Below are 14,284 nucleotides of genomic sequence, written 5' to 3' on the forward strand. Positions count from 1 at the left end.
AAGGTTTTGTTTAGTACATTTGCTATTCAAAACCTTTGTATTTTAAAGACAATTTATCTTGAGAAAAATATCAAAAAAACTGAATGTACAATTAATTGCCGAAACTTTAATAGCTTTTGGAATTGATCATATTGTACTTTCTCCAGGATCTCGTAATGGTGCTCTAACCATGCAATTTGCAAATGATAAACGATTCAAAACATATAGCGTTGTAGACGAACGTTCGGCTGGATTTGTTGCACTTGGTGTGGCGCAACAAATCAAAAAACCTGTTGTAGTCTGCTGTACTTCCGGCTCTGCAACTGCAAACTACTACCCTGCTATTACTGAAGCGTTTTTTCAGAATGTTCCATTAATTGTTCTTTCAGCAGATCGTCCCGAACATTTGGTAGATAATTTTGATGGACAAACAATCCGACAAAAAAATATATTCGAAACGCATAGTGTACATAACGTTCAATTATCTGAAAGTGAAGAAACAGACGATTTGACTCGCAATATGTTACTTACAAAATATGCTTTAACAGATTGTATCCACAAATCTGCACCAATTCATATCAACATGCCGTTTTCGGAACCTTTGTACGAATTTGTAACAGAACCTGATATTGTGATTGATAATATTACAATAGACGAAAAAGAATTTCCAGAAATTGACGTATTTGATTATATGCGTAGATGGAATTCTGCTGCTAAAAAATTGGTATTAGTCGGAATGCATTCCCCAAATGAAGCTTTAAATAATTTATTAGGCCAATTGGCTCAAGATGATTCTGTTGTAATTTTAAACGAAGTAACTTCAAATATTCATCATCCAAAATTTTTTAATAAAATTGATCAAGTAATATTTCCTTATCCTGAAGAAGAATTGGAAGATTTGAAACCTGAAATTTTATTGACAATTGGTCAGAATATTGTTTCTAAAAAAGTAAAACGTTTTTTACGTGAACATAAAGCTGAACAACATTGGCATTTAGATGAATTTTGGCAACCTGATACTTATCAAATTTTAACGGATAAAATTGAAACTAAACCAGAGTTCTTTTTAGAACAATTAATTGGTTTTGTTAATCCAAAAACATCTGATTATTACGATAAATGGAATGCAATTCGTTTAAATAATGAGAAAAAGCACCAAGAATATATTCAAATGATTCCATTTTCGGATTTAAAAGCTTTTGATTCAATCATCAGAAATTACCCTGAAAATTGGCAAATTCAATACGGAAATTCTACCGTAATTCGTTATGGATTATTGTTTGATCACAACGCTTCAAATCCTGTTTTCTGTAATCGAGGGACAAGCGGTATTGATGGCTCTACTTCTACAGCAGTTGGTGCATGTATTGCTTCAGGCGAAAATACAGTTTTGATTACTGGCGACATTTCGTTTTTCTATGATTCTAATGCGCTATGGAATGTAAATATGCCGAAGAATTTTAGAATTATTTTAATCAATAACGGAGGTGGAAATATTTTTAAATTTATTCCTGGACCTTCCGAAACAGATGTTGTTGAAGATTATTTTGAAACAAAACATCATTTAACGGCTGAACATTTAGCTAAAATGTTCAATTTTGAATATCAATCAGTTTCAAATTTAAGTGATTTAGAAAATCAATATGCTGATTTTTATGCTGAAAGTGATCGTCCAAAAATTTTAGAAATTGATACTAAAAACGCTGCAAACGATTCAATTTTAAGAGCCTATTTTTCAAATATTAAATAAAATACTTTGTATATAAATCCATTTGAAATTAAACCAATTGAAACGGAAAGATTAACCCTAATTCCTTATACAAAAGAAATTGCGCAAGAAATTTTAGACTCAAATTTTAAATCAATTGAAGCTTTAAATCTAACATGTGGTAAAAATTGGCCTGATCAAGAAATTATTGAAACATTACCGAAAATAGTATTCAATTTATCTAAAGTAATCGCTCCTACAGGTTTCGAATCTTGGATGATTGTAAAAAAAGATACAAAAGAAATTATCGGCGATGTTGGTTTTAAAGGATATAACACCATTTTTAACAAAGCTGACATTGGATATGGTATTATCGAAGCCGAAAGAAAAAAAGGATTTGCAATCGAAGCTGTAAAAGGTTTAATCAATTGGGCTTATAAGAATGAATCATTATCTTTAATAACAGCTACAACTCTAATTGATAATAAAGCTTCTATACAGTTATTAGAACGTTTACATTTCATTAAAATAGATCAAGAAAATGATTTTTTTTATTGGGAATTGAATAGACAAGATTATTTAACAAATTTTATATAACAAAAAGACTTGGAACATTAATCCAAGTCTTTTTTATATAGATTTAATAACTTTATTAATATTTTATTTACCAACCTTTGGTATACGATACAAAAAAATAATTGCTAGGAATTGTAAAATTGATTGAATTAAGAATATAATCGCTTCAATAGGATAAAAAACAATAAGTACAGGAAGGAATTTTAATGAAAGTAAAATTCCTAACAGAAAAAAGACTAATAATACATGTTTCATAACAGAAATTCCTTTTCTGATAAGATATCCAATTAAAAAAACTGAACCTAAAGAAATAGCTCCACCTATTACTTCTCCTATATCTCTTACAAATAATGAGAAAGAAAAACTAATAATTCCTAATCCAGCAGAAATAAAAACAAAATTAGATGCTGTTATGTATTTTGGATGAATAAATTTATTTTGTTCAATTTCATCAGTCTTTTTAATTTTTAATTCAGTGAGATAATTCTGTTCTAATTCTGAGAATTTATAATTTCTTTCTATTAATATTTGAAAAGCAATAATTTTTGCATCATTTGTAAATTGACTTTCTGGCTGGATGTATTTTAAAAGAGTTTTCTGATCTAATTTTTCGAGAGTAGTTTTCTGAGCAGTCATTCAAATAGTTTTAGCTAAAATAGTGAAATTTTTTAGGTGAATAATTTTAAGAAAACTTATCTACAAAATTCTTTGACAACTAAGATTAATAAGTTTAAAAAAGTTAGACTAATGCAAAAACGCGTTAGGGATTGTAATGGAAATCCTTTTGTTTTTTTGGATTACATTATTTTTTAGAAAAAACAAAAGATTGCAATGAAAAACCCGACCGAAGGGAACGCCCTAAATAAAAAAAGCCATCAAAAAATGATGGCTTTTGTATGTTAAATTGATTATTCAATTATTCTTTCACACGCTCTACGTAAGAACCGTCTTCAGTGTTGATTTTTACTTTATCACCTTCGTTGATAAATAAAGGAACACGAATTTCAGCACCCGTTTCAGTCGTTGCAGGTTTAGTTGCATTTGTTGCAGTATCACCTTTTAATCCTGGTTCAGTGTAAGTAATTTCTAAAACAACTGTGTTTGGTAACTCAGCTGCTAAAGCAACTTCATCAGAAGCACGGAAGATAATCTTAACCTCATCACCAGCTTTCATAAATTGAGAATTCTCAATTAAGTCTTTGTTTAAATATACTTGTGCAAAGTCTTCATTGTTCATAAAGTGGAAACCATTATCATCTTCGTATAAGTATTGGTAATTACGAGTTTCTACACGTACTTCATCAATTTTATGACCAGCAGAGAATGTATTATCTAAAACTTTACCTGTTGTTAATGATTTTAATTTCGTTCTTACGAAAGCAGGACCTTTACCTGGTTTTACGTGTAAGAATTCGATAATTTTGTATGTATCGTTATTAAAAATGATACATAAACCTTTTCTGATATCAGAAGTTGTTGCCATTTATGCTTTATATTTTATTTATGTTTATGATCCTGAACCATATCCTTTCATGACACCACGTTCACTTGAAGTGATAAAATCAATAATTTTATCTCGATGAACTGAAGGTTGAAAGTTATTTAGGATTTGTTCTGTTGCTTGTGATACATTATTCTTTTGTTGAAATAATATACGGTACATCCCTTGAATTTCGTATATATCTTCAGAAGAAAAACCTTTACGACGTAATCCGATTGCGTTAACACCAGCGTAAGCTACTGGATTTTTAGCTGCCTTTACGTAAGGTGGAACATCTTTACGAACTTGTGTTGCACCAGCGATAAATGCGTGCTCTCCAATTTTAGTAAATTGATGAACTGCGCTCATACCTCCGATAAAAGCATTATCTCCAATTTCTATATGTCCAGCTAAACCACATCCATTTACAACAACAACATTATCACCTAAGATACAATCATGTGCAATATGTGCAGTTGCCATTATAAGACAATTGTTTCCAATTTTTGTATAGCCTAAAGCTTTCGTACCTTTATTTACTGTAACACACTCACGTATTGTTGTATTGTCTCCAATAAAAGTTAAGGTTTTTTCACCTTCGTATTTTAAATCTTGTGGTTCTCCTGAAATTACAGTACCTGGATAAATTTTGCAATTTTTCCCAATTCTCGATCCCTCCATAATCGTTACGTTTGGACCAATCCAAGTTCCGTCACCGATTTCGACATCGTTCATAATAGTCGAGAAAGGACTTATTGTTACATTTTCCCCAATTACAGCTGTTGGATGTACATAAGCCATCGGATAATTCATAACTTCCATTTGTTTATTATTCTTTAGTAATAACGGCCATCATTTCTGCTTCTACAGCAATTTGATTCCCTACATATCCGTAACCTTGCATATGTACGATACCACGTCTAATTGGCTCTAATAATTCTAATTTAAAAACTAAAGTGTCCCCAGGAACAACTTTTCTTTTAAACTTAGCATTTTCAATCTTCATGAAGTAAGTTGAATATTCTTGCGGATTTTCCAACTCACCTAAAATTAATAAACCACCTAATTGAGCCATCGCTTCAATTTGTAAAACTCCTGGCATAACTGGCTCTTTGGGAAAATGTCCAACAAAGAAAGGCTCGTTCATTGTTACATTCTTCACACCAATTAATTCAGTATCAGTTTTAGAGATTACTTTGTCAATTAATAAAAATGGTGGTCTATGAGGTAATAATTTGATGATATCATTGATATCGTATACCGGTTCAGCAGTTAAATCAAACTCAGGTATTTTGTTACGTTGAGCTAATTTGATTTGCTTGCTTAATTTTTTTGCAAAATTTGTATTAATCTGGTGACCTGGTTTAGTCGCAATAATTTTTGCTTTTAACTTAGTACCGATTAACGCTAAATCTCCTACAACATCTAATAATTTGTGTCGAGCTGCTTCGTTTGGATGATGTAATGTTAAATGATCTAAAATGCCGTTTGGACGTATTGCAACATCTTCTCGGTTAAATGCTTTACATAATCTTTCCTTAGTTTCTGGAGTAATTTCTTTATCAACGTAAACAATTGCGTTGTCTAAATCACCTCCTTTTACTAAACCTGCAGCTAAAAGTTGTTCTAATTCGTGTAAGAAACAGAAAGTTCTTGAATCAGAAATATCTTTTTTGAAGTTTTTTATTGATGTTAATGTCGCGTTCTGAGTTCCTAAAACTTTAGTACCAAAATCTACCATAGTAGTTACTTGATACTCATCTGCTGGGATAGCTGTGATTTCAGAACCAGTTTCAGGATCAACATAAGTTACGATTTCTTTAATTTTGTAATACTCTCGTTCTTTATCTTGTTCTACGATACCAGCTTGCTCAATTGCTTCAACGAAAAATTTAGAAGAACCATCCATAATTGGAGGTTCTGCGTTGTCAATTTCAATAATACAGTTATCTATATCCATACCAACTAAAGCTGCTAAAACGTGCTCTGTTGTATGTACTTTTACACCTTTCTTTTCTAAAGTTGTTCCACGAGCTGTGCTAACCACATATTGTGCGTCGGCTTCTACTAATGGAGTTCCTTCTAAATCTGTTCTAACAAATACAAATCCTGTATCTACGTTTGCAGGCTTAAAAGTCATTGTTACATGATTTCCTGTATGTAACCCAACTCCTGAAAGGACAGCTTCTTTCGCTAAAGTTTTTTGCTTATCAGACATTAACTTTTACTTTTGTTTGTTTTCTTTTTCTAATTGATCTAATCTCTTCACAATTTCTGGAAACTTACGGAAATATACGTAAGACTTTTTATAATCTATCGCATTGATTGCCGGAGATCCATACATTTGTTGTGCATCTTTCACATCAGCATTGATCCCAGATTGAGCTTGTACTTGTACAAAATCACCAATCTTAATATGACCTACTATACCAACTTGCCCACCAATCATACAGTTACGACCTACTTTTGTAGAACCTGCGATTCCAGACTGTGACGCTATTACAGTATTTTCACCAATTTCTACATTATGTGCCACCTGGATTTGATTATCTAACTTAGCTCCTTTTCGGATATAAGTTGAACCCATAGTTGCACGATCAATAGTTGAACCTGATCCAATTTCTACATTATCTTCAATAACAACGTTACCGATTTGAGGAATTTTCTCAAAAGTACCATCAGGATTTGGTGCAAAACCAAAACCATCAGAACCTACTACAACATTTGCATGAATAATACAGTTTTTACCTATTTCGCACCCTTCGTAAACTTGAGTTCCGGAATAAATAATCGTATTATCACCAATAACAACATTATCACTAATTGTTGAATTAGGATAAATTTTTACATTGTTTCCTAATTTTACATTAGAACCAATATACGAAAAACTTCCCACATAAATATCTTCTCCTAATATGGCAGTTTCAGATACACGTGCAAATTCTTCGATACCAGTTTTGTTATTTTTTATTTTGTTGTAATGATTTAATAACACTGTGAAAGCAGAATAAGCATCTTCAACAACAATTAAATTTGTATTAATTGGTTGAGATGGTTCAAAGCTTTTATTTACAATTACAACCGTAGAACCAGTTGTATAAATATATTCTTCGTATTTAGGATTTGCTAAAAATGAAATACTTCCATCCGCACCTTCTTCGATCTTAGACAATGTCCAAATCTCCGCATCAGGATTACCTTTAACCTCTCCGTTTAATAAGTTTGCAATTTCTGCAGCTTTAAATTTCATAGTCTGCAAAACTAAGAATTTTAATTAAATTTTTATACGATTTCTTTCAAAACTTAACAAATTTGTCAAATCTTATTTTACTTTTAACGTATGATAATGATATTTAACAACGTCTTGTTTTAAAACTTCTCTCAATAAACTTTGTTCAGAATGAATAATTTCTTCAACATTTCCATTTTTAAACATTAGTTTAATTGGATATTTATTTACCTGATATGGAGTTATTTTAATTTCAGACTGTTGCACAAAATAGCTAGCATCATCAATATTCAAAGCATTTTTAATTCTATCCTGTTCCATCTCGATTTCTTGTTCAGAGAATGGTTGTAATAGAATTATTGATTTTGGTAATTTCCTTTCAACTATAGCTTTTGCTAGTTTGCTTAAAATAATATCGTCGTGATTTTGCCATTCTTTAATTGCTGACATTACATCGCTATCATCTAAATTGGTAAACAATTCTAAACCATAATCCGATAATTTTCCCTTTTCATGTCCTTCTAAAAAATAACTAAATGCTGATGTTGCAAATAATTTTTCGCCAGAAGCAATTAATTCCTTCGCTCTTCTTAAAACCTGAATTAAATAATTTTCAGCTGAAAAAGACGTTTTGTGCAAGTACACATTGTTATACATAAATATACGGGCCATCAAAAATTTTTCTACTGATGCAATTGCTTTAGCATCAAGAACAAGCTCGTTTTCATAGACATTTAAACTTGAAAGAATACGTTCCGGATTGATATTTCCTTCTACTACTCCGGTAAAAAAACTATCTCTTTTTAAATAATCCAGTCGATCAACATCTAATTGACTCGATACTAATTGAGATAAAAATTTCTTAGGATGTTGTCCTTTAAAAATTTGAATCGCTTCGTTTAACTGACCGTCAAATTCAACATTTAATTTCTCCATTAATTGTAAAGAAACTTCTTCATGATGAGAACCATCAATTATAGAGTATTCTAATGAATGTGAGAATGGACCATGTCCTAAATCGTGTAATAAAATTGCAATATATGCAGCCTTTTCCTCATCTTCCGATATTTCAACACCTTTTTCCTTTAATACTTGTATTGCAACTTGCATTAAATGCATACAACCTAACGCATGATTAAAACGTGAATGTTGAGCACCTGGATAAACTAATTCTGTTAAACCGTTTTGAGAAATTCTACGAAGTCTTTGAAAATATCGATGCTGAATAATATCATAAACTAATGCGTTTGGGATCGTAATAATCCCGTGAACTGGATCGTTTATGATTTTAAATTTATTCTTCATTTATTGTAATAAATTACCAATTTATACAACAAAGATAATCATATTATAACTAAGTATAAATTTGATTTTTTGTAGGGAAAATCTTAACAAAGAATTTGGATAATTAATGCTTATAAAATCTTTATATTTGAAAGAATTGTGACAAAATATAATGCGTAAATCAAAAACAATATGCCAATTAAAATACTATGGGTTGATGATGAAATTGACTTTTTAAAGCCTCATTTATTATTTCTAGAAAAAAAAGGATACGAAACAACCACTTGCAACAATGCAACTGATGCGTTAGAAATTTTAGAAAATGAGAATTATGATGCGGTTTTAATTGATGAAAACATGCCCGGATTAACTGGTCTTGAAGCTTTGCCTAAAATTAAAGAATTAAGACCTAATTTACCTGTTATTATGGTGACTAAATCTGAAGAAGAGCATATAATGGAAGACGCAATTGGTAAGCATATTGCAGATTATTTAATTAAACCCGTTAATCCTAATCAGATTTTATTAAGTCTGAAAAAGCTGTTAGATAGTTCTAAAATTATATCTGAAAAAACAGTTATCAATTACCAACAAGAATTTAGAAACATTGCCATGGATATGATGAATGCTCGCGATTACGAAGATTGGCAAGAAATTTATAAAAAACTTGTTTATTGGGAATTAGAATTAGAAAACATCGAAGATACAGGCTTAGTTGATATTATTGAAAATCAAAAAAAGGATGCAAACGCAGCTTTTTTTAAATTTATCGAGCGTAATTACCAAGATTGGTTATTCGACGAAGATGATGCGCCTGTACTTTCATACAATGTTTTTAAGAAATTAGTAAAACCTCATATTTCTAGAGATGAAAAAGTTTTATTGATCGTAATTGATAATTTACGTTACGACCAATGGAAAACGATTGAACCTATTTTTAATAAATATTACAATCAAGAAAAAGAAAATCTTTATTACAGTATCTTACCTTCGGCTACACAATACGCGCGTAACGCACTTTTTTCTGGATTGATGCCTTTAGACATCGAAAAGAAATATCCAGAAATTTGGTTAAATGACACTGAAGAAGGTAATAAGAATATGCACGAAAAAGAATTCCTGGCTGATCAATTAAAAAAACTTGGTTTAGGAAATATCTCAATGAATTATTTTAAAATTTTAAATTCAGATTTTGAAAAGAAAATTGCAGATGAGTTTAACAATTATAAAAACAATGATTTAAATGTAATCGTCTATAATTTTATTGATATTCTTTCGCACGCTAAAACAGACAACCGAATTGTAGGTGAAATAATTCGTGACGACAAAACTTATCGATCAATCACAAAACATTGGTTCGAAAATTCATATTTAATGGATATCGTGAAGAAATCTGCACAAGAAGGAATTAAAATTGTTGTAACGACAGATCACGGAACTATTTTCGTAAAAGAACCAACAAAAGTTATTGGTGATAAAGAATCTAGTACAAACCTACGCTACAAACTAGGTAAACAATTACAATATGATCCTAAAGATGTTTTTGCCATCGATCAACCAGAAAAATTTATGTTACCTAAGGTTAATGTTACTTCTAAATATATCTTTGCAAAAGAAAACTTATTTTTAACGTACCCTAAAAATTACAATCATTTTGTAAATTATTACAAGGACACGTACCAACACGGTGGAATTTCTTTAGAAGAAATTATAATTCCTCTTGTTGTTTTAACGCCAAAAAAATAAAATGGAATATACAATTAATGGTTTAGAGGAAATCTCTGCGGTTGCACAACAAATTATAAATCAATTGCAGTACAAATTAATTTGTTTTGAAGGTGAAATGGGCGCTGGAAAAACAACTTTTATCAAGGAATTTGTACATCTTTTGGGAACAAATGACGAAATTTCTAGCCCAACTTTCTCGATCGTAAATGAATATGATACGAATAATGGAAAAGTATATCATTTTGATTTTTATAGATTAAATGATGAAGAAGAAGCTTTAGATTTTGGGATTGAAGATTATTTTTATTCAAACGCTTATTGTTTGATGGAATGGCCTTCTCGTGTAGAAAATTTAATTCCAGAAGAGCATCACGTCATCACAATAGAAAACCGTGATGGAATTCGTTATTTAACATTAATCTAATAGTAAATTTTACATGGAAGATCAACCAATTTTTACGCCATTTTCACATGAAGAATTAATTCCTCAACCTGAATGTTTAGAAATTCCACGCCGTAGAGAAAGTTTTAGTATCGGAATTCCAAAAGAAACAAATAACCAAGAAAAACGCATTTGTTTAACGCCTGATGCTGTTGAAGTTTTAGTTAATAATGGTCATAAAATTTCGATAGAAACTGGTGCTGGTGAAGGTGCAAATTATAGTGATCGAGAATATTCTGAAGCTGGTGCTGAAATCCTTTACAGTGCTAAAGCTATTTTTGAAAAACCTGTTATTTTAAAAGTTGGTCCTTTATCTCCAGAAGAAATTGAATGGATTAAACCTAACACATTCCTAGTTTCAAGTGTTCCATCAAATTCTTTGACGAGAGAATATTTTACTGAATTATCTAAAAAAAGAATTACATCTGTTGGTTTTGAGTTTATCAAAGATGAACAAAATCAATTACCTGTACTTAGACTTTTAAGTGAAATTGCAGGAACAACAGCTATTTTAGTTGGATCTGAATTGATGTCTTCAGTCAACGGTGGAAATGGTATATTGATGGGAGGTGTTACAGGTGTACGACCAACAGAAGTTGTTATACTTGGTGCAGGAACAGTTTCTGAAAACGCAACAAGAACAGCTATCGGTTTAGGCGCTTCAGTTCGTGTATTTGATAATTCATTATCCAGATTAAGAAGATTACAACAAAACATAGGACAACGCGTTCCTACTTCTACAATAGACCCAAAAGAACTAAGTAAAGCATTGATGCGATGCGATTTAGCCATTGGCTGCTTGCGTGGAGATTCAAGAACACCTTGTGTTGTTACAGAATCTATGGTAGAAAAAATGAAACCAGGAGCAGTAATTATTGATATAAGTATTGATCAAGGTGGATGTTTCGAAACATCTGAAATAACAACCCACGATCATCCTACTTTTACAAAACATGATGTAATACATTATGCGGTTTCGAATATAACCTCACGTGTTTCAAGAACCTCATCAAAGGCATTAAGTAACTTTTTCTTATCCTATTTATTGATGATTGCAAATGAAGGTGGATTTTCTACTGTAGTAAAAACAGACAAAACTGTAAGAAATGGTGTATATTTGTACCACGGAAGGGTTGTAAAAAAGAGTTTAAGTGATTGGTTCGATCTACCCTTTCATGATATAAATTTATTGATAGTATGACGTTTACACAACGATTAATTAAGTATTTGATGGGTGTTTCTATTGGATTAGTTTTTGTCGCAATGGCATTTGGTCCTAGAGCATTTTCATGTAATTATTTCCCTAATGCACGTGTATTAGAAGAAGCTACAGCTAAGAATTTAAAACTTTCTAATGAAGCGGCTACTTTTTTTGAGAATGAAAAATTAGATTCAAATTTTTTACAAAAGAAATTATTTAAGAAGAGTAAAATTGATTTCGACAAATCAAATAAAGATGGTGTTCCATGCCGTACTTATATAGCAGATTACAAAGATGATGCTAAAGATTATCAAATGATATTCGAGGTTTGTAGAGAAACATCAAAATTAATATCGATTACAAAAAAATAATAGTAAGCGTTACTTCATAAGAAGTAACGCTTTTTTAATATTGTATTAATTCTGATCTATTTGTAGTACATACATAATCGTAAATTCTAAATTAATTTAATAAATACTCCTTTGAATTTAGGAATAATCGTTTAATATTTACTTTCTCACTTTTAAAATATTAGATTATATTTAAATATAAAATCTCAAAATCAATTTAATTTGTCCTTTTATTATAGTAGCTAAGAATTAAAATACTTGTAGTTTTGGAAAGATAATTGATAATATAATCTGTAAATCTATTACGATATGAAATATAAAAATATGGCACTTGCAGGTATAGCATTAGGCGCTGCAGCTTATTTTGTAAAAAGTCGCACAAATAAAAATTTAGCTTTTGAAGTTGTACCTAATTTTGATATTGAAAAATACTTAGGTCTATGGTACGAAATAGCTCGTATGGATTTTTATTGGGAAAAAGATAAATCAAATACTACAGCAAGATATTTATTAAACGAAGACGGAACTATTCAAGTTATTAATCGTGGATACGATGAAAAGAAGAAAGAGTGGAAAAAATCTAAAGGCGTTGCTACACAAGTAAAGCAAGGTTATGGAAAATTAAAGGTTTCTTTCTTTGGTCCATTAAGTTCTCCATATAATATCATTGATTTGGATGATGATTATAAATATGCTATGATAGCAGGAAAAAATACAGATTATCTTTGGATATTGTCAAGAGAGAAGCAGATTCCAGATGATATAAAAACTCGTTTTTTAAATAAAGCTGAATCATTAGGATACGAAATTGATCAATTGGTTTGGCCAAGCCATGATAAAATATAATTTAAATAATCATTCATAAGATGTGATTATTTCTCAAAAAAAAAGCCACTCTAATTGAGTGGCTTTTTTTAATATCTAAAATATTATTTATTTTCCCAGTTAATTGGAAACTTACAACTTTTGTAATCTTCTCCAATCTTAATGAAAGAATCTGGAACTTGTTTCTTCACCCAATTAACTAATACATCTTGCTCTTTGTAACGAATTGCAAATTGCTTAATTCTGTAATAATCGTCTTCGTAATTTACTTTATGCTCTGGATAAATACGATTTACACGCATTAAACGAACAACTTTTTTATTTTGGTAATCATCAACAAAAACATTTGTTAATTCTCCTTCCGCAACACCTGTAATAGCTGAAAACTCATTTAGAGGTAAATTAATTTTCTCGAAACGATCTTCACCTGTTTGAGGGCTCATTAAATTTCCTTCGTTGTATTTAGTAAATTTATCTTCAGAAAAACGAATTGCTGCATCTTTAAAAGTCATTTTACCTTCGTTGATTAAAACACGAATTGAATCTAACTTTTCAGTTGTTTTAGCCATTTCATCTTCCGTTGGTTTCAACGTAATTAAAATATGACGTAAATCCAATTCTTGTCCACGACGTTTGTCTAATTTAATAATATGGTAACCAAATTCTGTTTTAAATGGATCAGAAATTTCACCTTCTTCTAAGTTAAATGCAACAGCATCAAACTCTTTAACCATTTTTCCACGAGTTACTTTTAAATATTGACCACCGTTATTTGCAGAACCTGGATCTTCTGAATATAAAATTGCTTTGGTTGCAAAAGATGCTCCTTCTTCAATTTCTTGTTTGATTCCTTTTAATTCATCAATAATTTTTTGTTCATTTTCTTCGGAAACTTCAGGATATAAAATGATATGACTTAAAGTAATTTCTTCTTTTACATCAGGTAATTCATTTTTATTTTTCTCGAAAAATACACGAACTTCTTCAGGAGTTGCATCTAAGCCTGTAACTAACATTTCTCTTTTACGTCGCGAAAATATATTATCTTCTACAATATATTTCATTTCGTTTTTCATTTCAGCCATCGTGCGAAAACCAAAGAATTTTAATACATTTTCTTCGCCTCCACCTCTTTGCTTGAAATCTTCAATCTGAGCGTTTAAAGAACGAGTTACCTCGTCTTGACTTACAGCAATTAAAGTATCCTGTTTCGCACGATCAATTAACATTTTCTCCATTAAGATGTCATTCAAAAATTCACATTTATCAGCAACTTGTAAACCTTGTTGCTTTGATAAAATGTAATCTCTTTCTACATCTGATTCTAATACAATTTGATCACCAATTACAGCGGCAATTCCATCCAATTTCGTAGATTTCGCTGATTGTGCGAAAGTATTAACAGTAATACATGTTGTTAGAAACAACATCATACATGCTTTAAAGTTCATATACTTTGATTTCATTAATTTTATAACTATG

14 protein-coding genes are annotated in these 14,284 nt (G+C 30.6%); 7 read left to right on the forward strand and 7 right to left on the reverse strand.

Annotated elements, in window-relative coordinates:
- Positions 1 to 58 precede the first annotated feature (58 nt).
- Together menD and J9309_RS12785 are read left to right on the forward strand one after the other, a co-directional pair.
- Positions 59 to 1,729, forward strand: coding sequence for a 2-succinyl-5-enolpyruvyl-6-hydroxy-3-cyclohexene-1-carboxylic-acid synthase (gene menD / locus J9309_RS12780; RefSeq protein ID WP_230476272.1), 1,671 nt, complete (start codon positions 59 to 61; stop codon positions 1,727 to 1,729).
- A gap of 6 nt (positions 1,730 to 1,735) precedes the next feature.
- Positions 1,736 to 2,284 (forward strand): GNAT family N-acetyltransferase, encoded by a 549-nt coding sequence (locus J9309_RS12785; protein WP_230476273.1) that lies wholly within the window; start codon positions 1,736 to 1,738, stop codon positions 2,282 to 2,284.
- A 63-nt stretch (positions 2,285 to 2,347) separates the two neighbouring features.
- Here the strand turns inward: J9309_RS12785 and J9309_RS12790 are convergent, their stop codons facing one another.
- The 6 genes from J9309_RS12790 to J9309_RS12815 all read right to left on the reverse strand — a co-directional run bounded on the left by J9309_RS12790 (position 2,348) and on the right by J9309_RS12815 (position 8,277).
- On the reverse strand, positions 2,348 to 2,899 hold the full coding sequence (locus J9309_RS12790) for a hypothetical protein (protein WP_230476274.1): 552 nt from the start codon (positions 2,897 to 2,899) through the stop codon (positions 2,348 to 2,350).
- A gap of 280 nt (positions 2,900 to 3,179) precedes the next feature.
- Entirely contained in the window at positions 3,180 to 3,746 is a 567-nt protein-coding gene (efp, locus tag J9309_RS12795; protein WP_230476275.1) for an elongation factor P, read from the reverse strand.
- Between the two features lie 24 nt (positions 3,747 to 3,770).
- Positions 3,771 to 4,556, reverse strand: a complete 786-nt coding sequence (gene lpxA / locus J9309_RS12800; RefSeq protein WP_230477878.1) for an acyl-ACP--UDP-N-acetylglucosamine O-acyltransferase — start codon at positions 4,554 to 4,556, stop codon at positions 3,771 to 3,773.
- Between the two features lie 16 nt (positions 4,557 to 4,572).
- Positions 4,573 to 5,961, reverse strand: a complete 1,389-nt coding sequence (locus J9309_RS12805; protein WP_230476276.1) for a bifunctional UDP-3-O-[3-hydroxymyristoyl] N-acetylglucosamine deacetylase/3-hydroxyacyl-ACP dehydratase — start codon at positions 5,959 to 5,961, stop codon at positions 4,573 to 4,575.
- A gap of 6 nt (positions 5,962 to 5,967) precedes the next feature.
- Positions 5,968 to 6,993 carry a UDP-3-O-(3-hydroxymyristoyl)glucosamine N-acyltransferase gene (lpxD, locus tag J9309_RS12810; RefSeq protein ID WP_230476277.1) on the reverse strand — a complete coding sequence of 342 codons (1,026 nt, stop codon included), beginning with the start codon at positions 6,991 to 6,993 and terminating at the stop codon, positions 5,968 to 5,970.
- A gap of 72 nt (positions 6,994 to 7,065) precedes the next feature.
- Positions 7,066 to 8,277, reverse strand: a complete 1,212-nt coding sequence (locus J9309_RS12815) for an HD domain-containing protein (RefSeq protein WP_230476278.1) — start codon at positions 8,275 to 8,277, stop codon at positions 7,066 to 7,068.
- Between the two features lie 171 nt (positions 8,278 to 8,448).
- Here J9309_RS12815 and porX point away from each other — a divergent pair, with 171 nt between their 5' ends.
- The 5 genes from porX to J9309_RS12840 all read left to right on the forward strand — a co-directional run bounded on the left by porX (position 8,449) and on the right by J9309_RS12840 (position 12,823).
- On the forward strand, positions 8,449 to 10,002 hold the full coding sequence (gene porX, locus J9309_RS12820; RefSeq protein WP_230476279.1) for a T9SS response regulator signal transducer PorX: 1,554 nt from the start codon (positions 8,449 to 8,451) through the stop codon (positions 10,000 to 10,002).
- Between the two features lies 1 nt (position 10,003).
- Complete coding sequence (tsaE, locus tag J9309_RS12825; protein ID WP_230476280.1) at positions 10,004 to 10,408, forward strand: tRNA (adenosine(37)-N6)-threonylcarbamoyltransferase complex ATPase subunit type 1 TsaE; 405 nt, start codon at positions 10,004 to 10,006, stop codon at positions 10,406 to 10,408.
- Between the two features lie 13 nt (positions 10,409 to 10,421).
- Complete coding sequence (locus tag J9309_RS12830) at positions 10,422 to 11,627, forward strand: alanine dehydrogenase (RefSeq protein WP_230476281.1); 1,206 nt, start codon at positions 10,422 to 10,424, stop codon at positions 11,625 to 11,627.
- Positions 11,624 to 11,998 (forward strand): hypothetical protein, encoded by a 375-nt coding sequence (locus tag J9309_RS12835; RefSeq protein WP_230476282.1) that lies wholly within the window; start codon positions 11,624 to 11,626, stop codon positions 11,996 to 11,998. The genes J9309_RS12830 and J9309_RS12835 overlap by 4 nt, the downstream gene beginning before the upstream one ends.
- 288 nt (positions 11,999 to 12,286) lie before the next feature.
- The gene (locus J9309_RS12840; RefSeq protein ID WP_230476283.1) at positions 12,287 to 12,823 is read left to right on the forward strand and encodes a lipocalin family protein; all 537 of its coding nucleotides are present in this window, start codon (positions 12,287 to 12,289) and stop codon (positions 12,821 to 12,823) included.
- A gap of 83 nt (positions 12,824 to 12,906) precedes the next feature.
- On the opposite strand, the gene J9309_RS12845 is transcribed toward J9309_RS12840, so the two are convergent.
- Entirely contained in the window at positions 12,907 to 14,268 is a 1,362-nt protein-coding gene (locus J9309_RS12845) for a peptidylprolyl isomerase (RefSeq protein WP_230476284.1), read from the reverse strand.
- Positions 14,269 to 14,284 lie beyond the last annotated feature (16 nt).

It is taken from the genome of Faecalibacter bovis (genome assembly GCF_017948305.1).
In the GTDB taxonomy this organism is placed as follows: domain Bacteria; phylum Bacteroidota; class Bacteroidia; order Flavobacteriales; family Weeksellaceae; genus Empedobacter; species Empedobacter bovis.

Bases quoted from the DNA above. Each gene is read 5' to 3' on its own strand.
- J9309_RS12790 (WP_230476274.1), bottom strand. From the start codon at position 2,899: ATGACTGCTCAGAAAACTACTCTCGAAAAATTAGATCAGAAAACTCTT.
- efp (WP_230476275.1), bottom strand. From the start codon at position 3,746: ATGGCAACAACTTCTGATATCAGAAAAGGTTTATGTATCATTTTTAAT.
- lpxA (WP_230477878.1), bottom strand. From the start codon at position 4,556: ATGAATTATCCGATGGCTTATGTACATCCAACAGCTGTAATTGGGGAA.
- J9309_RS12805 (WP_230476276.1), bottom strand. From the start codon at position 5,961: ATGTCTGATAAGCAAAAAACTTTAGCGAAAGAAGCTGTCCTTTCAGGA.
- lpxD (WP_230476277.1), bottom strand. From the start codon at position 6,993: ATGAAATTTAAAGCTGCAGAAATTGCAAACTTATTAAACGGAGAGGTT.
- J9309_RS12815 (WP_230476278.1), bottom strand. From the start codon at position 8,277: ATGAAGAATAAATTTAAAATCATAAACGATCCAGTTCACGGGATTATT.
- porX (WP_230476279.1), top strand. From the start codon at position 8,449: ATGCCAATTAAAATACTATGGGTTGATGATGAAATTGACTTTTTAAAG.
- tsaE (WP_230476280.1), top strand. From the start codon at position 10,004: ATGGAATATACAATTAATGGTTTAGAGGAAATCTCTGCGGTTGCACAA.
- J9309_RS12830 (WP_230476281.1), top strand. From the start codon at position 10,422: ATGGAAGATCAACCAATTTTTACGCCATTTTCACATGAAGAATTAATT.
- J9309_RS12835 (WP_230476282.1), top strand. From the start codon at position 11,624: ATGACGTTTACACAACGATTAATTAAGTATTTGATGGGTGTTTCTATT.
- J9309_RS12840 (WP_230476283.1), top strand. From the start codon at position 12,287: ATGAAATATAAAAATATGGCACTTGCAGGTATAGCATTAGGCGCTGCA.
- J9309_RS12845 (WP_230476284.1), bottom strand. From the start codon at position 14,268: ATGAAATCAAAGTATATGAACTTTAAAGCATGTATGATGTTGTTTCTA.